Origin of the sequence: Flavobacterium enshiense DK69 (assembly GCF_000498495.1) — a bacterium.
GTDB lineage: Bacteria > Bacteroidota > Bacteroidia > Flavobacteriales > Flavobacteriaceae > Flavobacterium > Flavobacterium enshiense.
Genome location: NZ_AVCS01000028.1, coordinates 63,765 through 90,545, shown reverse-complemented (window position 1 = coordinate 90,545; position 26,781 = coordinate 63,765). Strand labels below are relative to the sequence as shown.

The 26,781-nt window shown below is 36.1% G+C and carries 29 protein-coding genes; 8 read left to right on the top strand and 21 right to left on the bottom strand.

All coding sequences use genetic code 11. The features are described from left to right. Positions 1-66: 66 nt before the first annotated feature. Positions 67-612, bottom strand: coding sequence for a hypothetical protein (locus FEDK69T_RS13675; protein ID WP_023574768.1), 546 nt, complete (start codon positions 610-612; stop codon positions 67-69). Between the two features lie 229 nt (positions 613-841). Between FEDK69T_RS13675 and FEDK69T_RS13670 the strand changes: the two genes are divergently transcribed. Continuing rightward, positions 842-1,369: an NADPH-dependent FMN reductase gene (locus tag FEDK69T_RS13670; RefSeq protein ID WP_023574767.1), complete on the top strand. Its 528-nt coding sequence runs from the start codon at positions 842-844 to the stop codon at positions 1,367-1,369. A gap of 68 nt (positions 1,370-1,437) precedes the next feature. Here the strand turns inward: FEDK69T_RS13670 and FEDK69T_RS13665 are convergent, their stop codons facing one another. Beyond that, positions 1,438-2,271: a cyclase family protein gene (locus FEDK69T_RS13665; RefSeq protein ID WP_023574766.1), complete on the bottom strand. Its 834-nt coding sequence runs from the start codon at positions 2,269-2,271 to the stop codon at positions 1,438-1,440. 410 nt (positions 2,272-2,681) lie between these two features. Between FEDK69T_RS13665 and FEDK69T_RS13660 the strand changes: the two genes are divergently transcribed. From FEDK69T_RS13660 to FEDK69T_RS13645, 4 genes are all read left to right on the top strand, one after another. Continuing rightward, positions 2,682-3,191 carry a hypothetical protein gene (locus tag FEDK69T_RS13660; protein ID WP_131494756.1) on the top strand — a complete coding sequence of 170 codons (510 nt, stop codon included), beginning with the start codon at positions 2,682-2,684 and terminating at the stop codon, positions 3,189-3,191. After that, positions 3,188-3,871 carry a TIGR02117 family protein gene (locus tag FEDK69T_RS13655; protein WP_023574765.1) on the top strand — a complete coding sequence of 228 codons (684 nt, stop codon included), beginning with the start codon at positions 3,188-3,190 and terminating at the stop codon, positions 3,869-3,871. The genes FEDK69T_RS13660 and FEDK69T_RS13655 overlap by 4 nt, the downstream gene beginning before the upstream one ends. Positions 3,872-3,999: 128 nt before the next feature. Further along, on the top strand, positions 4,000-5,862 hold the full coding sequence (locus FEDK69T_RS13650; protein ID WP_023574764.1) for a DNA topoisomerase IV subunit B: 1,863 nt from the start codon (positions 4,000-4,002) through the stop codon (positions 5,860-5,862). A gap of 69 nt (positions 5,863-5,931) precedes the next feature. After that, positions 5,932-8,622 carry a DNA gyrase/topoisomerase IV subunit A gene (locus FEDK69T_RS13645; RefSeq protein WP_023574763.1) on the top strand — a complete coding sequence of 897 codons (2,691 nt, stop codon included), beginning with the start codon at positions 5,932-5,934 and terminating at the stop codon, positions 8,620-8,622. A gap of 212 nt (positions 8,623-8,834) precedes the next feature. Here the strand turns inward: FEDK69T_RS13645 and FEDK69T_RS13640 are convergent, their stop codons facing one another. The 9 genes from FEDK69T_RS13640 to FEDK69T_RS13600 all read right to left on the bottom strand — a co-directional run bounded on the left by FEDK69T_RS13640 (position 8,835) and on the right by FEDK69T_RS13600 (position 14,232). Beyond that, on the bottom strand, positions 8,835-9,608 hold the full coding sequence (locus FEDK69T_RS13640; RefSeq protein WP_023574762.1) for a TerC family protein: 774 nt from the start codon (positions 9,606-9,608) through the stop codon (positions 8,835-8,837). Between the two features lie 37 nt (positions 9,609-9,645). Continuing rightward, positions 9,646-10,017: a hypothetical protein gene (locus tag FEDK69T_RS13635; protein ID WP_035630458.1), complete on the bottom strand. Its 372-nt coding sequence runs from the start codon at positions 10,015-10,017 to the stop codon at positions 9,646-9,648. Next, a complete protein-coding gene (locus FEDK69T_RS13630; RefSeq protein ID WP_023574761.1) occupies positions 10,014-10,589 on the bottom strand; it encodes a DUF1572 family protein in 576 nt (191 codons plus the stop codon). The genes FEDK69T_RS13635 and FEDK69T_RS13630 overlap by 4 nt, the downstream gene beginning before the upstream one ends. Further along, a complete protein-coding gene (locus tag FEDK69T_RS13625) occupies positions 10,576-10,803 on the bottom strand; it encodes a DUF6095 family protein (protein WP_035630459.1) in 228 nt (75 codons plus the stop codon). Before FEDK69T_RS13625 ends, FEDK69T_RS13630 begins: the two co-directional genes overlap by 14 nt. Before the next feature lie 3 nt (positions 10,804-10,806). Continuing rightward, on the bottom strand, positions 10,807-11,265 hold the full coding sequence (locus FEDK69T_RS13620) for a hypothetical protein (RefSeq protein WP_023574760.1): 459 nt from the start codon (positions 11,263-11,265) through the stop codon (positions 10,807-10,809). A 34-nt stretch (positions 11,266-11,299) separates the two neighbouring features. Next, a complete protein-coding gene (locus FEDK69T_RS13615) occupies positions 11,300-11,770 on the bottom strand; it encodes a hypothetical protein (RefSeq protein ID WP_023574759.1) in 471 nt (156 codons plus the stop codon). A gap of 12 nt (positions 11,771-11,782) precedes the next feature. After that, the gene (gene murQ / locus FEDK69T_RS13610) at positions 11,783-12,595 is read right to left on the bottom strand and encodes an N-acetylmuramic acid 6-phosphate etherase (protein ID WP_023574758.1); all 813 of its coding nucleotides are present in this window, start codon (positions 12,593-12,595) and stop codon (positions 11,783-11,785) included. A 196-nt stretch (positions 12,596-12,791) separates the two neighbouring features. Beyond that, a complete protein-coding gene (locus FEDK69T_RS13605) occupies positions 12,792-13,487 on the bottom strand; it encodes a ZIP family metal transporter (protein WP_023574757.1) in 696 nt (231 codons plus the stop codon). A 1-nt stretch (position 13,488) separates the two neighbouring features. Then, positions 13,489-14,232, bottom strand: a complete 744-nt coding sequence (locus FEDK69T_RS13600) for a class I SAM-dependent methyltransferase (protein WP_023574756.1) — start codon at positions 14,230-14,232, stop codon at positions 13,489-13,491. A 118-nt stretch (positions 14,233-14,350) separates the two neighbouring features. Here FEDK69T_RS13600 and FEDK69T_RS13595 point away from each other — a divergent pair, with 118 nt between their 5' ends. Both FEDK69T_RS13595 and FEDK69T_RS13590 read left to right on the top strand, forming a co-directional pair. After that, positions 14,351-15,523 carry a THUMP domain-containing class I SAM-dependent RNA methyltransferase gene (locus FEDK69T_RS13595; protein ID WP_035630461.1) on the top strand — a complete coding sequence of 391 codons (1,173 nt, stop codon included), beginning with the start codon at positions 14,351-14,353 and terminating at the stop codon, positions 15,521-15,523. A 57-nt stretch (positions 15,524-15,580) separates the two neighbouring features. Continuing rightward, a complete protein-coding gene (locus tag FEDK69T_RS13590; protein ID WP_023574754.1) occupies positions 15,581-15,814 on the top strand; it encodes a hypothetical protein in 234 nt (77 codons plus the stop codon). 145 nt (positions 15,815-15,959) lie between these two features. On the opposite strand, the gene FEDK69T_RS13585 is transcribed toward FEDK69T_RS13590, so the two are convergent. The 9 genes from FEDK69T_RS13585 to rlmD form a co-directional block, all read right to left on the bottom strand. Then, positions 15,960-16,904 (bottom strand): hypothetical protein, encoded by a 945-nt coding sequence (locus tag FEDK69T_RS13585; RefSeq protein ID WP_023574753.1) that lies wholly within the window; start codon positions 16,902-16,904, stop codon positions 15,960-15,962. A 71-nt stretch (positions 16,905-16,975) separates the two neighbouring features. After that, positions 16,976-18,181 (bottom strand): amidohydrolase family protein, encoded by a 1,206-nt coding sequence (locus FEDK69T_RS13580; RefSeq protein WP_023574752.1) that lies wholly within the window; start codon positions 18,179-18,181, stop codon positions 16,976-16,978. Positions 18,182-18,194: 13 nt separating this feature from the next. Beyond that, positions 18,195-19,217, bottom strand: a complete 1,023-nt coding sequence (locus tag FEDK69T_RS13575) for a hypothetical protein (RefSeq protein ID WP_023574751.1) — start codon at positions 19,215-19,217, stop codon at positions 18,195-18,197. A 20-nt stretch (positions 19,218-19,237) separates the two neighbouring features. Next, positions 19,238-20,494, bottom strand: coding sequence for a BAR domain-containing protein (locus FEDK69T_RS13570; RefSeq protein WP_023574750.1), 1,257 nt, complete (start codon positions 20,492-20,494; stop codon positions 19,238-19,240). Between the two features lie 2 nt (positions 20,495-20,496). Next, a complete protein-coding gene (locus tag FEDK69T_RS13565; RefSeq protein ID WP_023574749.1) occupies positions 20,497-20,907 on the bottom strand; it encodes a hypothetical protein in 411 nt (136 codons plus the stop codon). 63 nt (positions 20,908-20,970) lie between these two features. Next, the gene (locus tag FEDK69T_RS13560) at positions 20,971-21,873 is read right to left on the bottom strand and encodes a hypothetical protein (protein ID WP_023574748.1); all 903 of its coding nucleotides are present in this window, start codon (positions 21,871-21,873) and stop codon (positions 20,971-20,973) included. A 598-nt stretch (positions 21,874-22,471) separates the two neighbouring features. Continuing rightward, positions 22,472-23,185: a DUF6048 family protein gene (locus FEDK69T_RS13555; RefSeq protein WP_035630508.1), complete on the bottom strand. Its 714-nt coding sequence runs from the start codon at positions 23,183-23,185 to the stop codon at positions 22,472-22,474. After that, positions 23,157-23,654 (bottom strand): DUF6452 family protein, encoded by a 498-nt coding sequence (locus FEDK69T_RS13550; RefSeq protein WP_023574746.1) that lies wholly within the window; start codon positions 23,652-23,654, stop codon positions 23,157-23,159. The genes FEDK69T_RS13555 and FEDK69T_RS13550 overlap by 29 nt, the downstream gene beginning before the upstream one ends. Positions 23,655-23,675: 21 nt before the next feature. Beyond that, positions 23,676-25,091: a 23S rRNA (uracil(1939)-C(5))-methyltransferase RlmD gene (rlmD, locus tag FEDK69T_RS13545; RefSeq protein WP_023574745.1), complete on the bottom strand. Its 1,416-nt coding sequence runs from the start codon at positions 25,089-25,091 to the stop codon at positions 23,676-23,678. Positions 25,092-25,349: 258 nt separating this feature from the next. Between rlmD and FEDK69T_RS13540 the strand changes: the two genes are divergently transcribed. Further along, positions 25,350-25,961 carry a hypothetical protein gene (locus FEDK69T_RS13540; protein ID WP_131494757.1) on the top strand — a complete coding sequence of 204 codons (612 nt, stop codon included), beginning with the start codon at positions 25,350-25,352 and terminating at the stop codon, positions 25,959-25,961. A 231-nt stretch (positions 25,962-26,192) separates the two neighbouring features. Here FEDK69T_RS13540 and FEDK69T_RS13535 read toward each other — a convergent pair whose 3' ends face one another. Further along, a complete protein-coding gene (locus FEDK69T_RS13535; RefSeq protein WP_023574743.1) occupies positions 26,193-26,693 on the bottom strand; it encodes a hypothetical protein in 501 nt (166 codons plus the stop codon). Between the last annotated feature and the right edge of the window lie 88 nt (positions 26,694-26,781).

Below are 26,781 nucleotides of genomic sequence, written 5' to 3'. Positions count from 1 at the left end.
GACTATAGTCAGGCACATAAAAAAACGTCTTGCTTATTGCTGCAAGACGTTTTTTATTGTTACTGTTTACATTTCTGGTTTAATCATTTCTGCCTTTTCGGTTATGACAGTATCGGTTTTCGGGTCGACTGACTGCAGTATCAAGTTGCCGTCTGAATCAAAATGGCCCACTGAAACTTTATTTTTGCCTGTTACGATATATTCGCCATTAGAAGTTTCTCTCAATGTAGCCAATCGTTTTTTGGTATCAGGATGAATGATGGAATAGCCAACTTTATCTAAAATCATTTTACATTTGGCCCCGTTATAATTGTAAAATCCAGAGTAGTCTTTACTGATTTCCCGGGTAACACCATCTACGGTTACTGTAATTTTTTTTGATACGTCGGCTGGTTTATCAAGTACCACTTTTTCCTTTGTATTGGATTTTGCGTCTTTAAATTCGATTTTTTGTACTTCCTGAACCTCTTCCGTTTTAACCGTTGTTTTTTCTCCCTTAGAATCTTTAACTGTTTTCGTTGTAGTTACGGATTCTTTCTTAACATCCGTGTTTTGAGCAGTAATACCCACTGTGGTGAATAATGCTGCAATGATTAAAATTATCTTTTTCATGACGTTTTAATTTAATCATTAATACATTGCAAAATTAATTATAAAAAACAAGTAATATCTTTAAAATCATATTAAAATAAGTTTAAAAGTGTTAATTTGTATGGAGATTGATATATTTCGTGAGCAAGTGTTGTTTTTTTCTTTTATCAGAAGTTATATAATAAATTGTGATAAAAATAAGGGTGTTCCCAGTTCAATTTGAGTAAATTTGAGTACAAATCAATGGGTTATGAAAATTATAGCGTTTGGCGGAAGTATCAGCAAAAACTCAATAAATAAAAAACTGGCGACGTACGTGTCTCATTTATTTGAGCACGCAGAGGTTGAGGTTTTGGATTTAAATGATTTTGCCATGCCGGTTTTCAGCGTGGATTTGGAAAAAGAAATCGTACAGCACCCATTAGCACATGCCTTTTTAGATAAAATTGCTTCGGCTGAACTGCTGGTAATTTCCATGGCAGAAAACAATGGAAACTATTCCGCTGCTTTTAAAAATACCTTTGATTGGGCTTCGCGCATCAATGTAAAAGTGTTTCAGAATAAGCCAATGCTTTTGCTTTCCACCTCAGATGGTAAGAGAGGAGGAGCTCGTGTGATGGAAATAGCCCAAGCTGCCTTTCCCCGTTACGGAGCCAATATAATAGGCAGTTTTTCGTTACCAAGCTTCTATGAGAATTTTGACATGGAGAATATGAAAATATCCGATCCTGTTTTGGATAATCAAATACGAGATATCGTAAAAAACCTCAGTTTTTAATTTATTATTTAAGGTATTTTCCGCTTCGGGTTCTTCGTAACGAATGATTGCGTTGTGAAGTATGGTTATTAAGGCTGATCATCAATAATAGCTATAATTCTCAACGGAGCGCCACTTCCGCCTTTGATTTTCATTGGTAACGCTATTATTTCAAATCCTTTGTTGGGTAATTTATCAAGGTTAGCCAGATTCTCAAAAACAGGGATGTTTTTAGAAAGCAAAGTCACATGACTTTCAAAATACTCCGATTGCCCATAATCAATGCTTGGAGTATCTATTCCAATTGCATTAATATTACGATTCTCAACCAGCCATTTTGCTGCTGCAGGCGAAAGCCCTGGGAAGTGTAATTGTTTTACAGCTTTTTCCCCGCGTTCCTTGGTTCCGAGATATTTGATTTTGTCAGGATAATATTTAGAAAATCCGGTTTGCAATAAAACAATACTGCCCTCTGGAATTATAGTTTTTTCCTTTTTTTCCCAATTAAGAAAATCTTCAACACCTACCAAATAATCCGGATTTGTAAGCGCTTTTGAAGAAATATCAATTTTAATAGCTTCTCCCATTAATTTTTCAAGTGGGATTTCATCTACGGATTGCCCTGTTTTAGAGAAATGTACCGGAGCATCTACGTGTGTCCCACCATGTTCCGCTGCCTTGTAATTATTAGCAGAATAATAATATCCTTTCGGCGTTTCTCCATTATACACCGTGTCTAATTTGAATTCCTCAGCAGTTACCCAATAAATAGTTTCATCTGAAAAAACATGAGATAAATCAATTAGTTTTCTCTTGCTGGTTTCTGTTGGATTTGATGCGTCAGCTTCCTTAGACGATTTGGGTTTGGTATCACAGGAAATCAATAGTGAAAGGATTACGATGTAAAATACAGTTGTTCTCATCTGTTAAAAATTATACCATAAATTTACTAATAATTGCCCAGTGGTTTTTAGTGGTAAAGCTTGTAATTTATTTATAATCAGTATTTTTATTTCGTTATTTGAAACGATAAAAACTTCAAAAACAGTGTGTTTGATGCAAGATTTAAGTGAAAGAGAATTGTAATGTTGCCAACCAGATAAAAGACATTGTAAAAAGAATTTGGATTTTTATTTTTTGGCTTGAAAATTGTAAAAGCTAAGAAAAGCTGGAACAAATGAAAAAAATGGCCTTGTTTATTGCATTCGTATTTCTAATATCTTGTAAAGATATCGCCCTCGAACCATTAGGAAACAATTTTTATTTTGTTCAGCCTCAACCGGTCAATGATTCGGAGTTGTTAAAATTTCCATTAGCTTTTCAAGGTTTATTTATGAATGCGGATTCTGTTTATTTTGAAGTCAACAAAAGAACTATTCTTCAAAAAGTTATTAATAAATTCAGAATCCACCATAGTGAACTGGATTCGATTAAAAATGAATTTAGAATTAATGGAAACACCTTTGTTTTAAAAGGTAGTAGTGAAGTTTATTACAGAAAAGATATTGGTGATTCTATTCAGTTTTCAAATATTCAAATTGATACTTTTTTTTCATTTTCAGACATTCAGAAGGCTAAACGAATTAACAGATATTTGATTTTGAACACAAAAGATTCTGTTTATTGGAGGATCAAAATTTTAAATTTTGAAAAAAATGGTTTTAAACTAAAATACATTTATTCAGATGAAGATTTAAAAAAGTTGGATTCAATAACAAAAGACAAATCCCAAAGGATAGATTCATCTTCATACATAATCAGCCCTACCAAAAGAGAATTTAAAAATATCCTAAGATTACAGAATTTAGGAGAGGAACAGCAATTCAAAAAAATATCAGAATGAAAGCCATCAAAAAAAGCCTGATAATCCTTTTCAGAACTATCTTAGTCATTATAGCATTTATACTACTTTACGTTGTTGCTGTGTTAGGATTATCCCGTATTCCAGTCAACTCCGATGTGGCCAAACCGGAAAAAGGAATTGAAATTTACCTGCTTTCCAACGGAGTCCATACTGATATAGTGGTTCCGGTTAAAACACAAATAACCGATTGGTCTGAAAAAGTGAAATACCAGAATACTAAAGCCAATGATTCAACGGCAAACTATTTGGCTTTCGGCTGGGGTGATAAAGGCTTTTACCTAAACACGCCCACCTGGGCTGATTTGAAATTTTCCACTGCTTTTAATGCCACATCAGGTTTGAGTTCATCTGCAATGCATTGTACTTTTTACAAACGAATGGAAGAAGATGAGCAATGCAAGAAAATAACCATTACTAAAAAGCAGTATGAACAGTTGGTGGAATTCATTGAAAATTCTTTTCAGATGAAAAATGGACAAACCTTAAAAATTGAAACAAATGCGGTGTATGGAAACAACGATGCCTTCTATGAAGCTAAAGGCAGTTATAATCTTTTTTATACCTGCAACACATGGACAAACAGTGCTTTAAAAGCAGCCAATCAGAAGGCAAGTTTATGGACGGTTTACGACAAAGGGATTTTATATCATTACGAGTAAGAAATGAAACTCACAACTCATAATTTATAACTTATTACTATTTCTTCCCATTGTCAATAATTTTGCATTCAACCCCTTTTATTTACGGGTGATTTACCTTATTTTAGCAGAAATTCGAAAAATTCTTTATGCTAGAGCAAAATCAGTACACCGAAGACAATATCCGTTCCCTCGACTGGAAAGAGCATATTCGTATGCGTCCCGGAATGTACATCGGAAAACTAGGCGACGGTTCTTCTCCTGATGACGGTATCTATATCCTTCTGAAAGAGGTGCTTGACAACTGTATCGACGAGTTCGTTATGGGTGCCGGAAAGACCATTGAAGTAACCGTAAAAGACAAAACGGTTACTGTTCGCGATTACGGACGAGGTATTCCATTAGGGAAAGTAGTCGACGTAGTTTCCAAAATGAACACAGGAGGAAAGTACGATTCCAAAGCATTTAAGAAATCCGTTGGTCTGAATGGGGTCGGAACCAAGGCGGTGAATGCGCTTTCTACGTTTTTCCGTGTGGAATCCGTTCGTGATAACCAACAAAAAGCAGCCGAGTTTTCAGCTGGTGATCTGACATTAGAAGAAGATATTCAGGAAACCACCAAGCGCAAAGGAACCAAAGTAACCTTCATTGCCGATGATACCATTTTCAAGCATTACAAGTACCGAAACGAGTACATCATCCGTATGCTGAAAAACTATTGTTACCTGAATACAGGACTAACAATCATTTACAACGGTGAAAAATTCTATTCGGACAATGGATTAAAAGATTTACTTGAAGAAACCATTACCGAAGAAGATTCTGTATATCCGATCATTCACTTAAAGGGTGATGACATCGAAGTTGCCATAACACACAGTAAAACACAATATTCAGAAGAGTATTATTCCTTCGTAAACGGACAAAACACCACGCAGGGAGGAACGCATTTAGGTGCTTTCCGTGAAGCGTTGGTAAAAACCGTAAAAGAGTTTTATAACAAGAATTTTGAAGCGTCAGATATCCGAAAATCAATCGTTTCCGCTATTTCAGTTAAAGTGGAAGAACCGGTTTTCGAATCACAGACTAAAACGAAATTAGGATCTACAGATATGGGACCTAATTCACCTTCGGTTAGAACTTTCGTCAACGATTTTATAAAAACCAAATTAGATAACTTCCTTCATAAAAATCCGGAGGTCGCCGATGCTTTGCTTCGCAAGATTTTACAGGCCGAAAGAGAGCGTAAAGAACTTTCCGGTATCCGTAAGTTAGCCAAAGACAGAGCAAAGAAAGCCAGTTTACACAATAAGAAATTACGAGATTGCCGTGTGCATTTAACCGATGCCAAAAACCCGCGAAGTCTGGAAAGTACGCTTTTCATTACCGAGGGAGATTCCGCATCAGGTTCGATTACCAAGTCACGTGATGTAAATACACAAGCGGTTTTCAGTTTGCGTGGTAAGCCTTTGAACTCTTACGGGATGACCAAGAAGATTGTATATGAGAATGAGGAATTCAATTTACTTCAGGCAGCTTTGAACATCGAAGAAAGCATGGAGGATCTGCGTTACAACAATATCGTTATTGCTACCGATGCCGACGTCGACGGGATGCACATCCGTTTGCTGTTAATTACGTTTTTCCTGCAATTTTTCCCGGAACTTATCAAAGAAGGGCATTTATACATTCTGCAAACTCCATTATTCCGTGTTCGAAACAAAAAGAAAACAATTTACTGTTACAGCGAACAAGAGCGTATAGATGCCATCGAAGAACTGAAACCGAAACCGGAAATAACCCGATTCAAGGGATTGGGAGAGATTTCGCCGGACGAGTTCAAACATTTCATAGGGGAAGACATTCGTTTGGATCCGGTCATGTTGGATAAAGCTACTTCGATTGAAACCTTGTTGGAATTCTACATGGGGAAAAACACACCGGACCGTCAGGATTTCATTATCAAGAATTTGAAAGTTGAGCTAGATACTGTTGAAGAGCTTTCGAGTTAAGAATTAAAAAACAAGAGTCAAGAACCAAGACATAACTGTCACTGTTAACTGAATACTGTTAACTAATTTATGAGCGAAGAAAACGAAAATATAGAAGATTTAACCCCGGAGGATAATTTCTCGGAAGAAACCCATTCCGAAGATAACCAGTCTTTCGAAGGCAATCATTTTTACGACCAAGAGGAAAACAATTCCGAAGATACCATTACCAAAGTAACGGGTATGTACAAGGATTGGTTCCTTGATTATGCCTCTTATGTAATCCTGGAGCGTGCCGTCCCTGCCATTGAAGATGGTTTCAAACCGGTACAGCGTCGTATCATGCACTCCATGAAAGAGTTGGACGATGGACGTTACAACAAAGTTGCGAACGTGGTCGGGCACACGATGCAGTATCACCCTCACGGAGACGCGAGTATCGGAGATGCCATGGTACAAATTGGTCAGAAAGATTTACTGATTGATTGTCAAGGAAACTGGGGAAATATTTTAACTGGTGATGGAGCCGCAGCTTCTCGTTACATCGAGGCGCGTTTGAGTAAATTCGCTTTGGATGTATTGTATTCACCAAAGATTACCGAGTGGGGTGTGTCGTATGACGGTCGTCGTGCGGAACCGATCAACTTACCGGTAAAGTTCCCGTTGTTACTGGCACAAGGTGGGGAAGGTATTGCAGTAGGTTTGTCTACTAAACTATTGCCTCATAATTTCAATGAATTAATCGATGCGTCGATAAAAATATTAAAAGGAAAACCGTTTACATTGTTTCCGGATTTTCCAACCGCCGGTATTGCGGATGTTTCCAATTATAACGATGGGATGCGAGGCGGACGTGTACGTGTTCGTGCGAGGATTTCCCAATTGGACAAACAGACCTTAGTGATTACCCAAATCCCGTTTTCAACAAATACGTCATCATTAATTGATAGTATCTTGAAAGCGAACGATAAAGGAAAAATCAAAATCAAGAAAATTGAAGACAACACCGCTGCTGAGGTTGAAATTTTAATTCACCTTCCGCCGGGAGTTTCTCCTGATAAAACGATTGATGCACTTTATGCCTTTACAGCTTGTGAAACCTCAATCGCGCCGTTAGGTTGTGTGATTCAGAATCATAAGCCGTTATTTATTGGTGTTTCCGATATGTTGAAAATCTCAACAAACAGAACAGTTGATTTGTTGCGTCAGGAGTTGGAAATCCAATTGCAGGAACTGGAAACGAAATGGCATTTTTCAACGCTTGAAAAGATATTCATTCGTGAAGAAATGTATATCGACTTTAAACTGTATTCTGATAAGGAATCGTTATATGAGTACATGTACAAGCGATTTGAGTCATTCAGAAAAATGCTGATGCGTGATATCGTTGATGAGGATTTGCAGAAACTGACACAGATTCCAATGATTCGTATCACCCGTTTCGACTCTGATAAAGCCGATGAATTGATCGCGAAGTTAGAAGATGAAATGGCTCAGGTGAAGCATCATTTGGCACATCTGATTGAATTTGCCATCGACTATTTTACCAAGCTGAAAGAGAAGTATGGAAAAGGTCGTGAACGTCAGACAGAAATCCGAAATTTCGATACCATTGAAGCGACTAAAGTAGTATTACGTAATACGAAATTGTATGTAAATCGTGAAGAAGGTTTCATCGGAACCGGACTGAAAAAAGACGAGTATGTTGATGATTGTTCCGATATTGACGATGTTATTGTGTTCCTTCGCGATGGTAAAATGATGATATCAAAAGTTGATGAAAAGAAATTTGTTGGAAAAGATATCATTCACGTTGCTGTTTTCGATAAAAATGACAAGCGAACCATTTACAATATGATTTATCGTGACGGGAAATCGGGTTCGTCATTCATAAAGCGTTTTAATGTATCGGGAGTTACCCGTGACAAGGCTTATGATCTGACACAGGAAAAACTAGGTTCACAGGTATTGTATTTTTCACATAATCCGAACGGTGAGGCGGAAGTCGTAACAATTTTACTGCGTCAGGTGGGAAGCGTGAAAAAACTGAAATGGGATTTGGATTTTGCCGATATTGCCATAAAAGGAAGAGCTTCCAAAGGAAATACCGTGTCTAAATATCCTATTAAGAAAATCGAACTGAAAGAAAAAGGAATTTCGACGTTAAGACCTCGTAAGATTTGGTTTGATGATACCGTTCAGCGTTTGAACGTTGATGGAAGAGGGGAGTTGTTGGGTGAATTCCGTCCGAACGATCGCTTGCTGATAATTAATCAGTCCGGTAAGCTGAAAACGATCATTCCTGAACTGACCTCGCATTTCGATGAGGATATGATCATCCTTGAAAAATGGCACCCGACCAAACCGATTTCGGCGATTTATTACGATGGGGAAAAAGAACGTTACTACGTAAAACGTTTCCTTATTGAAAATGAGAACAAAGAGGAGATTTTCATTTCCGAGCATGAGAAATCGCAACTGGAAATTGTTTCCACTGATTGGCGTCCGGTAGCGGAAATCATTTTTGCAAAAAGTAAAGGTGTTCAGAAAGAGAACCAAACCATTGATATGGAACAGTTCATCGCCGTAAAAGGAATCAAAGCTATGGGTAACCAGTTAACGACAGATAAACTGAAACAGGTTAATTTATTGGAACCGTTGCCTTATGAAGAGCCCGTTGAGGAAGTTCCTGCAGAATCGGAAATGAATCAGAATACTGAGTTGACAGACTATAACATCGAACTGGATGATGATGGTCAGATAACGTTGACTTTGGAATAACAAAAAAGCTCTCTAATTTAGAGAGCTTTTTTGTTTGTAGTTTGATTATTTTGAAGGTTTTTTTCCTTTTTCGGTAGATTTAAAAGTTGAAAAATGTTTAAATAACTGCAAATAGAATTACTTAGGTAGTGTGAAGTAAATAACTGTTGTTTTGGAATAAACAAAAAGCCCTCAATATTGAGAGCTCTTTGATTGTATAACAGTATAAAAGATTATTTGCCTTTTTTACGCATTTTCATGTTTAGGAATTCCACCGCCAGTGAAAACGCAATGGCAAAATACAGATAGCCTTTCGGAACCACCCCTACACGCTGTCCCACTAAGGAAGCATCAGATAAGTGCATGCTTTCGGTTATCAGCATAAATCCAATCAAAATCAAGAAGGAAAGACCCAAAATCTGAATGGAAGGGTTTGCATTGACGAAATTACCAACCGGTACAGCAAATAATAACATTACCCCAACGGAAATTACAACGGCAGTAACCATGATGTATAGAGCACCTGTCACTCCGTTGGTCATACCTACGGCAGTCAGGATACTGTCAATGGAGAAAATAAGGTCGATTAACAAAATCTGAACAATTACGCTGCCAAACGATTTAGCTGCGGATGTTTTTAATTCTTTTTCTTCTTCTCCTTTATGATCGACTTTCTCGTGGATTTCTTTGGTGCTTTTATAAATCAGGAATATACCTCCAAGCAGTAATATTATGGCTTGTCCCGTAAACTTAGCATTGAACCATCCCAACTCAAGACTAAACCACGGTTTTTTCATGGCAATCAGATAAGTGATTCCCATTAATAAGCCGATTCGCATAAACATGGCTAAAAACAATCCGATTCGTGTGGCTTTTTTTCTTTTTTCTGCCGGTAATTTTCCGGTAACGATAGAAATGAAGATGATGTTGTCAATACCTAATACAATTTCAAGAAAAGTCAGGGTTAATAGAGCGATCCACGCATCGGGAGTCAGAAATACTTCCATTATAAAATGTTTAAATTATAAAGCTGTTAAACGTACGTTAATCGATTTTTGTTACAGAACCGCGTTGTTTTTTACCGTCTCCAACGAAAGCATATTCAAAAGTGTATCCTTTCTCATTGGTTGTCAGTATTTTCATTGCGATTGCTTTTTTTTCCTGCATGGTTTTAGGATGTAATTTTTGAAGTACTAATTCACAATCGTTTACCCATCGCACTGAAGCGGTGTCCGTTTTTCCGTTGAAGGTTTCGATCTGAAGATTTTCTGTTCGTTCGAAAATCGATTTTTTTTCTTCACCGTTGATTTCCTGTACGAATTCAAATTTTCCTGTTTTGAAATCTTTGCAGTTGCGTTCCTGATTGTAGCAGGAAATTAATAAAGTAAGAATGGGAAGTAGGTATATTTTTTTCATTTTAGTTTGTTAAGTTCATCATCTGTAAAATGCTTTGTGCTTTTTTCTTTCGAAAATTTTTCGGCATTGTAATCGTTTGATTTGTTTTTCGGAATGGAAAGGCTCGTCCATTCTGTTTTTTTAAGCATTTTGGCATAAAATACGATTTGGCCTACATGGTACGGATAATGTGCCAGCTGACGGTTAATCGCTTCCATTACAGTATGTCCTTCGTTTCTGATGTAGATGATTTGGGAAAGCTGTTCGGGCTCTAAAGCATCGAGCGCATCCGAAAAACATTTCCATCCTTTTTCCCAGGAAGCCATTACTTCTTCTTTGGTTGTGAAGGTCTGCTCGAATTCACCGTCCCTGTTGCGCCATTCTTTTTCTCCATCGGATGTAAGGAAATCGGTCCAGCGCGATAACATATTTCCGGAAAGATGCTTAACGATTACGGCAATGGAATTCGTGTCATCGTTAACGGCAACAAAAAGCTGTTCCGGTTCTAACTGCTCAATGGCTTTTTCGCCGATTGTCTTATAATACAGAAACAGTTTTTTTACACTTTCCAGGTATGATTTATTCGTCTCCATCGAACAGGCTTTTTACCATGATTTGTATTCCTTTGAACATCAGATACATCGATCCGATACAAAAAAGGATGCCTATCCCCAGAATTGGGATGTACATTGGATGTTCCTGATTTTTAAATGAACTGTGAATTATTGTAGGTCCGATAAACATCAGAGGCACTGCAAATGCCAGATATCGAATCCCTTTCATTAATAATGTTTTGTTTGTTGCCATGATTTAAAATCTGATTTGAAGTCCGTAACCGTTTGCATTCGCTAAAATATTCAGGTCAAAGCCTGTTGCACCTACGGTTGACTTTATTTCATTGTTATAAATTTCGAGAGCTTTTTGCATCTTTTTTGTTCGTCCTGACATAATAGGGATAGCAGCTACAATACAACCGGCACCCACATATGTAAAACCGGTTGGATAATCCGCATCGGAAACGAGTCCTTTTACAAGATCCCCAACAGTAAGGACAATTCCCGAGGCTATTAAAAATCCGCCCCATGCTTCTTTGTTTTTGGCCGATTTGAAATATTTGTAAGCTTCCGGATTGGTAATCAATAATTGTTTGGTTTCCCAACTTGAAATCTGGGTTCCCTCCTTGAAAAATTTTCCTTTTTGCATTGAAATTTCCTGCGCAGAAGCCATTGTCAGGATAAAGAAGCAAAATAGAACAAGTAATTTTTTCATGGTAACTCAGATATTGATTTGTTAGTTTCTGTTTTTAAAAAGTCATTCGTAAACCCAATCCTTTTCCGTTTGAAACTATCGACATCGATTCAAAATTGAAACCGGTGTCTTTTTTTGATACTCCGGCATTATAATCTTTAACGACTGTTTTTAATTTTTTAGTGGAACTGTATTTAATAGGCACTGACAAGAAAATCGAAGCAACTCCTGCAACCGTCAGTGCAGTTGGATATTCACCTTCTTTTGTGGCTGCTACAATTAAGTCGGTTGCGGCCAAAGCTATTCCTCCATACATCAGTGCGTTTCCAAAGATTTTCTCTGATCTTCCATCATTGTAAGATTCCAGTATTTCTGGTTGTTTTGCCAGTAATTCCCTAACCTCCTTTGAGGATAGTTTTTTGTCATTCGAATCAAAAATTCTTCCTCCCGTTTTGTATTTAAGTTCTTGAGAAAAGGCTGATACCGAAGACAGTAGGAATAAAGATACAATAATTTTGAATTTCATTTGGTCCTAGGGTTATTTATTGAAATTTTCAACAGCTTTTCTAACGCTACCGTGTTTTTCCAGCAATGCTTTTGCTTCATCATAGGACACTGGTATTTCTCCCATTATCATGCGGACACCACGGTCAATTAACTTTACATTGCTCAATTGCATGTCTACCATTTTATTGCCTTTTACTCGCCCAAGCTGAATCATGGTTGCCGTAGAAATCATGTTTAAAACTAATTTTTGGGCAGTACCAGCTTTCATACGGCTGCTTCCGGTTACGAATTCCGGTCCAACGACTACTTCAATTGGGAATTGAGCTGTTTTGGATAAAGGACTTCCTTCGTTGCAGGTAATGCATCCCGTGATGATGCTGTTTTCGTTGCATTTTTCCAATCCTCCAATGACGTATGGTGTTGTTCCTGATGCAGCAATACCGATGACAACATCATTTTCGTTGATATTCCATTCAGATAAATCTTTCCAGGCCTGTTCTTTGTCGTCTTCGGCGAATTCCACTGCTTTTCGGATGGCAGTATCACCACCGGCAATGATTCCAATGACCAAATCAAATGGAACACCGAAAGTTGGAGGGCATTCGGAAGCATCTACAATTCCTAAACGTCCCGATGTTCCTGCTCCGATATAGAAAAGTCGGCCTCCTTTTTTCATCTGTTCCACAACTTTCGAAACCAGGTTTTCAATTTGTGGTAATGCTTTTTCGACGGCAAGCGGAACGGTTTTATCTTCGTTGTTGATGTTGGTCAGCAAATCGTGGACCGACATTTTTTCAAGTTGCTCGTAATTTGATGATTGCTCTGTGGTTCTGGTAAAAGTCATTTTTATAAGTTGCTAAGTGGCTTAGGTTCAAAGTTACAAAGTTTCTTTTGTATTGCTATACTACTATGGTGCAGTTTTTCGCGTGAGGGATAGAAGTGGAAATCCTTTTTTGTTTAGATGAAACCTTATTTTTAGCCGAACGTTCTAACAAAAAAGATTGCAACGGATAGCCCGACCCTTGCGGTCACGCCCAAATCTACATAAAATAAGCCAACACGATTCCGAGTATAATTGCCGAAAGTTTTGCCAGATTAAATTTGTGTCCTTCACTGGTTTCAAAAATAATCGTTGACGATATATGAAACAGGATTCCGATTACAAATGCGGTGATTTCAGCGTAATAATGTGTGACGAACGGCGCTTTTTCCGAAACGATTGTTCCCATCGGAGTCATGGCAGCGAAGACTAGCATGAAAATTAAAATAGAAGATTTATTTAAGTGTGATGCGCTTAAGAAAGTAGTCAGAATAATGGCGATGGGGAAGTGGTGTACAGCGATTCCCCAAGCTAAATCGTTGTGATGACTTACCGGCATTCCTTCCAGTAGCGCATGCAGACACAAACTTATAAATAGTAACCAGGGAATATGATACATCGTGTCATGACCATGTACATGACCGTGTTCTGCTCCTTGTGAAAAATATTCTAATACGATTTGAAATATGATTCCGAACATGATGAAAAAGCCTATATTACCATGTACATGACCGTCTGATACTGCATGTTGTGCGGATTCATAAACTGTAGGAAGCAAATGCGAAACCGTTAATGCCAGCAAAAAAGAACCACTAAAGGCTAATAAAATCCTGAGGTTTTTTTTGCTTTTCGGACGGAAAAAAGTGGCTATAACATAACCAAAAATAACCGAAAGTAATGGCAGTAGGTATATCATATTATTTGAATATCATTATGAGGCGTTGCGAATCGTTTTTAAAGAATTTGCGCAGTTTGTAATCGCCGAAAACATCCAAAAGATAAATTCCGGCTTCTTCCATCATCTGTTCAAAATCGTTTAAAGTTAAGGCTTTTACTTTTTCGGTGAAATGAAAATGTTGACCATCGGCATCAAAATCTATTTCTTTGAATATATGATTGTCTTTTACGTAGCGTTTTATGTGAAAATCAATTCCGTCCACGGTTTTGACTTCTTCCGGAACCAGATTGTTGATGACATAATTTACATTCATAAAATCAATTACCCCAAAACCGTATTCAGAAAGGCTGTCGTGAATAGCTTTTAAAGTGGTAAAGTTATCATCGTCATTTTCAAAATATCCGAAACTAGTAAACAAATTGAAAACGGCATCAAATTTATCTTCAAAGGGCAGGCGCATATCGTGCACTGTGAAATGCAGTTTTTCATTGGCTACCGCAGAAGCTTCCGCAATACTGTTCTCGGATAAATCGGCTCCCGTAACATCAAATCCCAACGTGTTCAGATACATGGCATGACGCCCTTTCCCACATGCTAAATCCAGGATTTTAGCATCGTCTGGTAGGTTTAAATAATGCGTAAGGTTGTCCATGAAATGCTGGGCTTCCGCCTCGTCTCGCTCTTTGTATAAAATATGGTAGTAAGGAGTGTCGAACCAGGAGGCAAACCAGTTTTCGGTAGATTTTTTTTGTGCTTCAGACATGTATTCTTCTGTTGGAGGATAATTAATCTTGCAAATTTAACGTATTTTTGCCGATGTAATCCAATTTAGAAAATAGAAATCGGAAATTTGATTTTAAGGATTGCGATTGAAATAAATTATGGAGCAGAATTTTAAAATGATTGCCAAAACTCTTTTTGGCTTCGAAGAAATATTGGCAAAGGAGTTGCGTCAACTAGGCGCACAAAATGTTGAAATGGGAACCCGCATGGTAAGTTTTGCTGGGGACAAGGGATTTATGTACAAAGCGAATCTGGCTCTTCGTACGGCTTTAAAAATTCTGAAGCCCATCTATCAGTTTCGTGCTTTTAATGAAGCGAGTTTGTATAAAGGTATTCAGGGAATTGACTGGTCAAAGTACCTAAGTGAAAATCAGACATTTGTGGTGGATGTGACATTGCATTCGGAACATTTTAACCATTCGCAATTTGTAGCTTTGAAAGCAAAAGATGCGATTGTGGATCAGTTTCGCGATAAATTCGGAAAGCGTCCGAGTATCGACAAGGATTTTCCTGATTTACGAATTAACGTTCACATCGATCGTGACCAGTGTTCGGTTTCTTTAGACAGTTCCGGAGATTCATTACACCACAGAGGATATAAAACTGCTACGAACATCGCACCGATCAACGAAGTTTTGGCAGCAGGTATGCTATTGCTTTCCGGTTGGGACGGTCAGGGTGATTTTATAGATCCGATGTGCGGTTCGGGAACCATTTTAGCCGAAGCTGCAATGATAGCCTGCAATATTCCCGCAAACATCAATCGTAAGGAGTTTGCTTTCGAGCGTTGGAATGATTGGGATAACGATTTGTTTGACCAGATCATGAACTCGCTAATGAAGAAGGTTAAGGATTTTCATTATACAATTACGGGCTATGATAAGGCTCCGTCTGCCGTGATGAAAGCTAAAGATAATATCAGAAATGCTAATTTGGATGAGTATGTAAAAATCTCGGAGCGTAACTTCTTTGATACCCAAAAAGAAACCCGCGGGCCGTTACATATGGTTTTCAATCCGCCTTACGGAGAGCGTTTGGATATTGAAATGGAACGTTTCTACAGGGAAATCGGTGATACATTAAAGCAAAGCTATCCTGGAACAAATGCCTGGTTCATTACGGCAAATCTGGAAGCGCTTAAGTTTGTGGGTTTGAAACCTTCCCGAAAAATTAAACTCTTTAACGGTAAACTGGAAGCACGTTTAGTGAAATACGAAATGTATGAAGGTAGTAAGCGTACTAAATTCCAGAATTTAGGGGATAATAATTAGTAAAAAGATATAAGTCTTAGTGTTTCACTTATAACTTAAAATTCATAACTCAAGAAGATGACTTTAAAAACCAAATCACTATTATATAATTTTTTAGGCTTTGCCTTATTGTTCATTATTGTACGTTTTGTAGCGGCCACTTTTACTAATCTTAGCGGGTTTTGGTTACCTTTAACGGCAGCTGTAGCAGCTTCAATTCTGGCACCAAAATTTCAGGTAATAAAAACACATGAAGGGGAGAAGATGTTTATGAAATGGTTGTTTATTAAGGGAGTGAAGGAGGTTAAGTAAAATAGCGATAAACACTGGATTTCCATATTTTCTATTAGTTCGGAGGTTGATATCACAGTGTTTTTTTAATGTTTGTTTCTGATTTTGCATAAAAATTTTAAAGACGTATTTGTATTTTTAAGAATCAGATTATTTTTTTTGTTGATTATTTGGCAGAAGTAATCTGTTCAATTGGTTGTTCTGATATCGCTCTTCTTTGATTTTTGAAACTGAACCAAACTTCTATGGTATTATATATATTAGGTTGATTTATATTCATTAATTTAAAAGGAATACCGGTAATTTGTTGCAATCTACCTGCTAATTCATTAGCCATTTCTTTGTCATTTTGCCGATAATATCTGATTTCATTTCCATAATTTGATTTATTTTCTACAAAATCTATTGGAGGTATGACATAATATTCTTTTAGTTGGTTTGCAAAACCATTTACTTTTCCTTCTTCTTCTTTTTTATCATATTGGATATAAATTTTTAATTGTCCTCTTGATAATACGTTTATTCTATTGGTAATAATGTTATCTTTTTTAGATAACACGGATACAGTTTTGCCGTCTGTAACCGGATCTAAGGTTACTTTTTTAATATCTTTGACATGTATTTCTTGCTTAATTAACTCATTGGTATTTATTGTTTTAATTGTTTTTACAAGATTTGAGTCCATCTGAATCATTATGCTTATTGGCCTTTGCTTTTCATTAATGCCCAAAAGAATGTTGTCTGTTTTGTATGTATTTGAGTTTGCTCTATACATTTTTATTAAAAACTTTTTTGCTTTCTCTTTTAAATCCGGTTCTTGATTCGTCTTCATATCATCCCAGACCATTTTTACAAGCTCAAGTTCACTGTTATATCTTTCAGTTGCCTTGGATTTTTGGCTATCACTGTAATTTATGTAGAAAAACAGTATTGTTACCGATAGCGTTGCCAATGGTAAAAAAAAAGGAACAATTCTTCTCTTCATAAATTTTTCAAATCCTGATAACTCAGAATCCTGAGCATTTTTAATATCTGTCAGGAGTTTGATTCTATCCAATTCCTCTTTAGGGAGTTTATCGATGCCGTCAATGGAAGTATTTTTATTTGCCATTGTTTCAATAATTGGTTAAAAGAATAATGAAGGAATTAACATCCTATATTCGAAATTGATTTCATGAGTTATTATGAAAATAAATACCTTTTATTGTTTTCACTCATCATGGGTGAAAAAAAATTTTTCAAATGATTTTCACCAGCAGCTACAACTTTAAGTTCTGCATCTTCTTTGGTAACCAAAAAATAATCAGTTCCAAAAAGCACACGTTTGTTATCAATCTCAGCATTGGTAAGATCGTTATGTAATTGGGTCATACAACTGCTGTCACAAAGCGAATAAGAGATGTCGGTAAAAGTGTTGGGGTATTTGTTTACGAGTATTTCCTGTTTAATTATTTCATACCAAGTTGCTGTACAGTCTTCTAAAAACATGGCTTCCTGTGACCACTTAGCATGTTTGCTATTAGGATTTTTATCACCCAGTATTTCAACGTCTCCTCCCATATGGGCAATACAAAGTTTGAGTTTGGGGTATTTATCCAAAACAGGGAGATAGTTTTCAGGATGAGTGAAAAGGTTACATGCTTTTGCATTTTCGCGAAAAGCTTTATTGGATGCATTCTTATAAGCAGCTATGCGTTTAATTACCTTGTCCATTATCGGATGTGTCGGATTGAGCGACAAGGGATTATCCGAAATTATAGACCATACATCTTTGCCTATGAAATAAGTGCCTCCACGGGTACAATGAGTCATGATTGGGATGTTATTAGCTTCGGCATATTTGTAAAGACCGTCAAGCCGGGGGTCAAAAGGGAAAAAACCATTTGGAGGATATAGTTTGATACCTGCAAAAGCGTTACTCTCAATTGCTTTTTTTACATTTTTCAAACCAATGGTATCAGGGTTTCTTGGATCGACACTATAAAAAGGGAAGAATGTATCAGGATATGTTTTTTTTAATTTATAGAGGTCTTCTATTTGTGAATTAAAATCCTGTTCCGGTTTTTTATTAGGATCGGTCATATAGTCCATGTCAATGCTGAGGGCCACGATTTTGATGTCACTGTAATTAGAATTATTATATGTTCCTTTTAGATTAGCAAAAACTTCTCCTTGTGAACTCATGACACCTATCTTTAGAAACTGCAATGTTTTGTTATGGATAAAACTTCCTAATTTTTCAATTAACCAAGAAACTGGTTTGGTTAAGAAAAGCCATTTGAGGAAACTTGAAACACCGTCCCCTAGGTTAAGACCTATTTGCAAAAAATCTTTTGGTGCACACTTTCCTGTAAAAATGTGTGAATGAATGTTGTATTTATCGTTCATGATTATAAAATTATTATGGTTTTATACCGGCTCTTCGGATGTTGATTGTTTTTACCATAACTTCAAACCAAAATGGTGCGCCGAAACTGAGGGCTAAAGACGAAATGAGAATGCCGCAAATCCATATTGGCAAAAAATGTTTTCCATGTGCCTTTTGCCAATTACCATAATATCCTATCGGAATTGAACTATTTTCGATTTCACTAACTATTGAATCGAGACGATTTAGATACATTTGTTCTATTTCATCTTTTTGTTTTTTGTTTTTTTTGATATAATCTACGGCTTGCTCGTAATCTTTAAAAAACTTACTTGAGTCTATTTTAATAGCTTTGAGCTCTTGTTGATTTATTTTTTTCTCTGCCTGAATAACAAGATCTTTACGAAGGGTTTCGTCGCTGTTAATTTTTTTTATTATAGCAATAGAATCAACGTTAAAAGCCAGACTGACCAGCAAACTGATATGGAATAGGGTTCGTTTGGTTTTGACTTTATACCAACCGCTAACTCTGGCCATATAATCATCAAACCAGTCCATAATCATTTTTTTCAGTTCCGGATAGTCTTTTGTTTTTTCATGGAAAGCCCTGAGTTGGCTCTTTAGAGGGCTATAATTCATTTGTTTCACTCCTTTTTGAAATCTTTCGTATGGGTCAGAAAAGCGTTTTTCTTCCATTTTCACCTCGACGAGGTTTTTAGATTTAGAAGAATCAAAAACATTCGTAAAGTGAATAGTCTCGGATTGAGTACCAATAATATCAATTAAGGCATCTGCAAACATGCTGGAAGAAATGTATTGTGGATAGGAATCCTTATTTTTTTTTAACTGATTGATACTATATTGACTATATAAACTCGTGCCGTAACTTTTATTAACAGGATCATTTAATAATTTGATGATAGTTTCATGAAGGAACCGTCCCCTTTTTTGTGTTTTATGCGAATACCATTCAAAAATTAATGAAACCACTGTACTGAACAAAAAGTAAAGTAGTGCTAATGAAATTAATATTTCAAGGGTTTTGGATACTTGCATGGTTGTTTCTGATTAATGGATTATTCTTGTTTAACGGTCAATGGTGAATCCCCAAAGCCGTAGTTTATCCCGAATAGTGTAAAGAGATTATTGACTTCTCCAAAATTTTTCCCATAACTCCCTGTAAAATATAGCCCATCAGTTATTTCGTATTGTATTATAAATACATTACGATCGCTATCAACACCAGTGCTTTCAGAAAAATTTCTGTGGATATGTTCATAAGCCATGGAAAAATCCTTTATTTGGAAATCTACTTTTATTCCAATATCGAGGGCATTTTGATGCTCAAAGAGATTATTTACGGTATCTGTAAGTACATTGTCGTTTATAAATTTTACAAGGCCCACAGCTGAAAAGTTATAATTAGCTTTTTGGGCAGTCATCCCTGCTGAATTTATGGCAACATTTGCCCAGACCCCACTTCGATTAAATCTTTTGTTGTCGAAAGTGTTATTTAAAAAGGCTTCACTATAGGCAAAGGCACCATCTATCTGGATTAAAGGAGGAGCATCTAATTCTTTCAAATAAGATTTTAATTCTTTATCTTCTTTGAGAACATTATAATAAGTGTCAGGCGCGTCCATTTCGATAGCAACAATTTCTTCATTTAATTCCTGTATACGTTCATTGTTTTTTTCCAAAGTTTCGTTAAGACTTTTTTTAATTACATCATTAGTTGATATGGAAATTTGATCTTTTAATATTTCATTTTCACTTTCTAATCTTTTCTTTTCAGATTCTTTATCATCAGTAATTATTTCTTTTGGTTTTAATAGCACTACTTTATTGGATATTTTTTCCAAAGTACCCATTAGGTATTTATTTTGTTTGGAAAGCCTATATGTAAAAAGATTAGTCCTAATACCAAAGGATAAATAATTTGTTTTGGCCTGAAGACTTCCACTGATAGTATCGCTGTAAACTGAAGCCATTGAAATACTTAATTTTTGTAAAATACCTGACATTGTCGCTGTGGGCTTATTGTCAGTTCGGATATTAAGATATTTGTGTATACTTGCTTTACTATCCTTAAAATACCAATAGGGTGAAACCTCCATGGCAAAGTTACTGGGTAACCCTGTTCCGTTATTTGTCTGACTTAAAAGTGTAAGCCCCAAAGCTTGAGGATTGATAGGCTTCTCGATTGACGTTGGTGAAATATCAAGAATCTGAAATCCTGGTGAATCTGGGGTTTTTAGATCGTCAATCTTTACTTGTGCTTCCAGTAAAAAAAGACTAAACAGTGCTATAAATGTTAAAAGTGTTTTTTTCATAGTTACATTCTATTTAAGTCTATTCTTTTTATCGCCCTGATAAGTTCTCCATTTGAACTTTTCCTCTTTTCATTATTATGTAATTTAAAGGGAATGTTTTGGTTTTCAGCCCCTCCATCCAAATAATAATTTATTTCTAAATTATCAAAACAGTTTTCCCATGCAGATTCTGGAACTTTTGATAACAGGATGATTGTCTCAATTTTTATTGTTGAATTGTCAAGTTTTGTGTCTACATCCATTGGCCTATCACTAATTAATCCGGCTCCATTTGTTGAGTTACCTTTATTGATAATTGTGCCGTCTGATAAAAATAACTTTACTTCTGTAGTTGCAATTCCGGGTGTAGTAACGGTCACAGTAAGCGTAATAACCTTTCCGTCTTTTCCTATTAGATAAATTTCATTTTCCATAATTTCTATATTTTAAATTTTTCAGCCTATTTAACATTCTCCTTTCAATGTAAGGGTTGCTTTTTAAATCGAAACAAACTCCCCTGAACCAGCATCATATTTCATGGAGAAAAGCCCGTCTGCAGTAAGTTTAGCAATATTGTTTTTTACAGTAGTAATTCGTGTTTTGTAGTTAGTGTCTCCAATAGTACAAAGGTTGGAATAAGCTTTTTCGTAATCGCCATTTGTATTAAGGGCGGCTGCAATGCGGTCGTTTTTCCCTCTTCCCTGATGGCGTATGTCACAAATCATAAGGCAGACTTTGGCCGGGGCATTATGCAGGCCGAAACGTTCATGATAGTTCTTCATATTTTTTTTAAATAAATTCAGAGATGTTTCAGTCTGAATTTTTCGGTGTTCAGAATCGTTACTCGCCCAGTGGACAAATCGGGCACTGCAAATTTGCTCTTGATTTTCGACGTCTTTTAATGTAGGGTTAAGGTAATCCATCAAGGCCTGTGTTGAAGTATCATCTTCTAATTGAGATAAAGTGCCATTGGAATATTTATAAAAAATTCTATCGTTTTGAAGCACCAGTTTCGGAAAGTAATCCTTGGCATTAGGTAGTTGGAGTAGCTTTTTGAAAAAATGGACAAAATCCCCATTGGGAACATGTGCGGCAAATTGCATAAAGCCAAAAGTAAACTTTGCTCTGTCGTAAGTATTCAGACATTTAAACGAACCTTTGCTTTCGGCCATGGCAGTTGGATAAATGAAATAGCTCCAAAAACCATGTTCATTTTTATAGTCTTCCGGATTGTAAACCTGATCGGCTGCAACTGTTGTGTTAAATAATCCGTAGTTGTCTTGAAAATGCGTTCTGTAACCTATTATAAATTTAGGTTCGCTGGAATTTAAACGTTGACCGCTGTAAGCTGTTCTGCCATTGGAAAGAACACTGCTAGTAATAGAAAAATCGATTGCCATTTTAATATATTTTAAAAATTAAAAAATTCAATGCGAGTTATTCTGTTTTTGGATAATAGAAAATGTATCCAATAAAACCAAAATATTTTTTGAATTCTATTTCGTCGGTTTTTAGTTTTTTAAATTCTTTGTGGTAAGAAGTAGATTAAAATTAATCAAAAAATCATTTCAAATTTTTCTTACAATTATTATTGTTAAAAATTCATAAAAAGTAAGTTAAACCCATAAAATAGCTTGAAATTGTAGGAAGATATTTCTATTTTTTTGAGAATTTAATACTTGTTTTTAATTTTTATTGATTAAGAAATTGGAGACAAGATTGAATTAAAATTTGATTTTAGGTAAGATATGTTTTATTTTTTTTTTTTTTTTTTTGGATAAAGTAAGATTAATATTAGCCCCATTTACTTTTGTGGTACTAACTTTTCCAGTACCAAATTTCAGGTGGTAAAAACACATGAAGGAGAATTGCAGTTTATGAAATGTTTGTCTATTAGGGATTGGAAGGGATAAAGCAATTAAATGAACTCTTTATAAAAAAATAATCCCAAATCAGTAAAAACCTGATTTGGGATTATTTTTAAAATTGATGTGTTTTTTACTTGGAGCGCTTATAAATCGGGATGAAATAGCTCACGCTGTAATTAAATCCGACACCAAAATGACCACCTTCATAAGTTCTGTTGAAACCGGGGATGAACAGGTTGTCAAAATTATCAGGACGTTTTTCATGTAACATATAATTCAGACGTAGTGATAAACCTAAATATAGGTTATTAACCATTTCTGCTTTTAAACCGGTAACCACTTCAAGCCATCCTGCAGTCAGTCCTTCAAATTTTTGTCCGGGATACTTTGTAGTTTCTCCAAAATATGGATTTGTGTTGTAGATACTGTAGCTGTTCAATGTTTGGGAAAATGAACTTCCTCCATAACGCATTCCCACATAAATCATGTTTTCCATATCCAGCCAGTTTCCATAAGTGTTGTAGTCAAATCCCAGTTTGACATAACTACCGTTGGTAGTGAAATTCAACTGGTCTTCATCAACGGTTTTTTTTTCATTTCCGAATTCGCCGGCAAGATATACTTTCTTGGTTAAGCGATAATCGGCTACAACTTCAAATCCTTTATAATGGTCACTGTCATATATGGATTTTGCTAATCGGTGTAAATCCAATCCAACCCGAATCCCGTAACGTTCCGTTTTTGGTTTTTTTATGGTGTCTTTTGCCTTTTCCTGAGCAGATAATGTTGTTACTGAAACCAACATTAAAGTCATACTAAAAATAGATTTTAATGTGTGTTTCATTTTCATTCTGAATGTTAGGTTGAGTTACGAATCGGGACAAAATCCAAAGGGAGCTATCGTCGGTTAAAATAGGATCTTCGGTAAGCTGAAATACGGTTTTATACCCGCAGGCTCTGGAAACATAGATATCGTTTCTGCTATAATTGAAAGTCAATACATCAATATTATCATTGTTCGGATTGGTGTCGGAACCATTTTGAATAAATTGAAGTATAGTTTGATCTTCGTTTGTTTTTAACGGAACTGTAATTTTGCTTACGCCATTATATGGAAAACCAGTCGAAAATCCAGACGCTACAACGCCAAGATTAGTTACAGGTTTTAAAGTTTCCGGATTGGCTGCATCATAAAATTCAATAACCAGATTGGGTGTAGTAGGGGTTCCTTCCGGACAGATATCGTCTTTCTCGCAACTCCAGAAGGAATTGGCGAGAAGTAGTGACATGGCGATTATTGTTAGTCTTTTCATCTGCTTTTTCAATTCTGAAATCTAACTTCTTTTTTCTAAAAGTACAACATTTTCCACGTGATGCGTTTGCGGGAACATGTCCACAGGGCGCACTCGGGTTACTTTGTACATTTCATCCATCAAAGCCAAATCACGGGCTTGCGTAGCCGAATTACAACTTACATAAACCACTTTTTCAGGAGCGATGCTTAAAATCTGTTTCACTACATCGGCATGCATTCCGTCACGTGGTGGATCGGTGATAATTACATCTGGGTGTCCGTGTGTTTTGATGAATTCGTCGTTGAACACATTTTTCATATCTCCGACAAAGAATTCACAATTGGTAATGTTATTGCGTTTGGCGTTTTCTTTAGCATCGGCAATCGCTTCGGGAACTGCTTCCACACCGATTACCTTTTTTGCTTTTTTCGAAACGAATTGCGCAATAGTTCCTGTACCGGTATATAAATCGTAAACAAGTTCTTCGCCTGTTAATCCTGCGAATTCTCTTGTGATAGAATACAGTTCATAGGCTTGAGCTGAATTTGTCTGATAAAAAGATTTCGCATTTATGCTGAAATTCAGGCCTTCCATTTCTTCAAGGATATAATCTCTTCCTTTGAAAAGGATGACTTCCTGATCGTATAAAGTGTCGTTAGCTTTCTGATTGATAACGTATTGTAAAGAAGTGATTTCCGGAAAACGTTCGGCAAGAAAGTTCATCAATAATTCGCGTTTTGCTTTATCGTCCTCAAAAAACTGAATCAATACCATGATTTCTCCTGTAGAAGAAGTACGGATCATCAAAGTTCTTAGTAAGCCTTCGTGATTTCTCGGATTGAAAAAAGACAAATCGTTTTCATTGGCAAATCTTCGGATTTCGTTACGGATATCATTTGAAGGATCTTGTTGCAAATGACATTTTTTGATGTCCAGGATTTTGTCCCACATTTTCGGAATATGGAATCCTACGGCATTTTTATTGTCAAGTTCTGCTCCGCTGTCTACTTCTTCCTGAGTCATCCAACGGGAGCTGGAGAAACCGAATTCCATTTTATTTCTGTAGAAAAACTGTTCTTTCGATCCTAAGATAGGTTCAAACTCAGGTAATTCAATTTTTCCGATTCTTTTCAAGTGATTATAAACTTCCTGATTTTTATAGAACAATTGCTGTTCATATTTCATGTTTTGCCACTTACAGCCGCCGCAAACGCCAAAATGTTCGCAAACCGGTGTTGTTCTGTGTTCTGAATATTCGTGGAATTTTATCGCTTTTCCTTCAAAATAGGATTTACGTTTTTTAAATGTCTGAACGTCAACTACGTCGCCAGGAACAACATTAGGTATAAATATAACCTGACCTTCTGGGGCTTTTGCCACCGATACGCCTTTTGCACCTGCATCAAGGACTTTTACGTTTTCGAATACGATTTTGTCTGTTTTTTTTCTTCCCATGGGGCAAAGATAATGAAACAGTATTCAGTTATTAATAGTTAGTGACGAGTTTTTTATCATGCGAATAGGGTTAATAAAAACTCAATTAACATAAAATTAGTAATGCGTTACTGTATTAATAAATATTTTCGTTTGTAAACCAACTGACATATGAAAAAACTTTATTTTGTTTTGACTCTTTTAGGCTTTACAGCAACTTTGTTTTCACAATCTAAAATGACCGGAAAAGTTTTAGATGAGAATACTTTGATTCCGAATGTGGAAGTGATAAATGCTACAAAGCAACTAATTATAAAAACTAATGATGAAGGCAATTTTCAAATTTTAGCAGATGTAAATGATGAAATCATTTTTTACTCAAAAAATTACCATCAGGTGCGTCTAAAGGTTAAAAAAGAACATTTCGCCAGTGAAAATAAAATCGTTTTGCAAAAGAAAGAAATCGAGTTGGAAGAACTTAAGATTGACAAACTTTCAACTTACAAAGTGGATATGAGTTATGAATCTTTAAAAACGGAAAAAATCTACAAAGAACAATCAAGGCCACAACCAGTAGGCGTTTATACGGGTGAAATTCAAAATGGAGTTGATTTTGTTGCCGTAGGAGGTAAGTTAGCGAATTTATTAAGCAGACTTTTTTCTAAAAATGAAAAAAAGAAAGAATCTAAAACAATAGTAAGTTTTAGCACACTTGCAAAAAACAGTTTTACGTATGATTTTTTTACCCGTAATCTTAATCTGCCTGAAAATGAAATTGATTTGTTTTTGACTTTTTGTGAAATGGACAAAGCGTCTAAAGCGTTCAATAAGAAATCAGGGACTCTCGATCTAATGGATTTTCTGCTTAAAAAAAGAGGGGAATTTAAATAGTGATTTTCATTCGAAAAATCTCTTTATCATAAGAACATTATGCAAATAGAAACTGAAATCAGCAAAGTGCAAATTGATAGCGTAAAACACCAATCTCTTACAAGGTGATTCCTAAATAAAATTATTAATAAATAACGGCAGCTTATCAATCGCAAACTGCCGTTATCTATTTTAAAAAAACTAACTCAAATCGTTTATAGTAAGTCTCAAATACAAGCGAGACTATAAAATTTAAAAATGAATTTCAAAAGTGCCATCCGTAATAGTTACAGATCCCGGTCCGCTATCGGTCTCCTGCATTGTGCCATAAAAAGTTCCTCTCATTATTTTGGCTGTGTTTCCACTATCTAATGCAATAGGAAAAATCATATTTTCAGAGGGAGGTGCCTCAGGGATTCCCTGATAATAAGTTCCGGTTTCAACATATTGCACAAAATACACTTCTCCGGATTCACGGTCAAAACCCAGTTCAAATGTGTTGGTTGGATCACCAATCATCTCAGCAACGATTTCCACAGATGTGTAATCTTCTTCAGGATCAGGACTTGGGATTTGTGTTGCACTTATAACTTTAAAATTTTTCTGATCACCATTAACCTTTGCTTTAAAAACATTGCCAGGAGTCGGATTTGGATTTGGATCTGGCGTAGAGCCATTGCTGTCTTCGTCTTTTGAGCAGGATGCAATCAAACCGACAGACAGGATTGCTAAAAACAGTATGATTTTTTTCATAAACGTAGTATTTTGATTTCAACATTAAGTGAATATAATCGAATAGTGAATTTAGTTATAATCAGTGGATTACGGTTTTACCGAATGG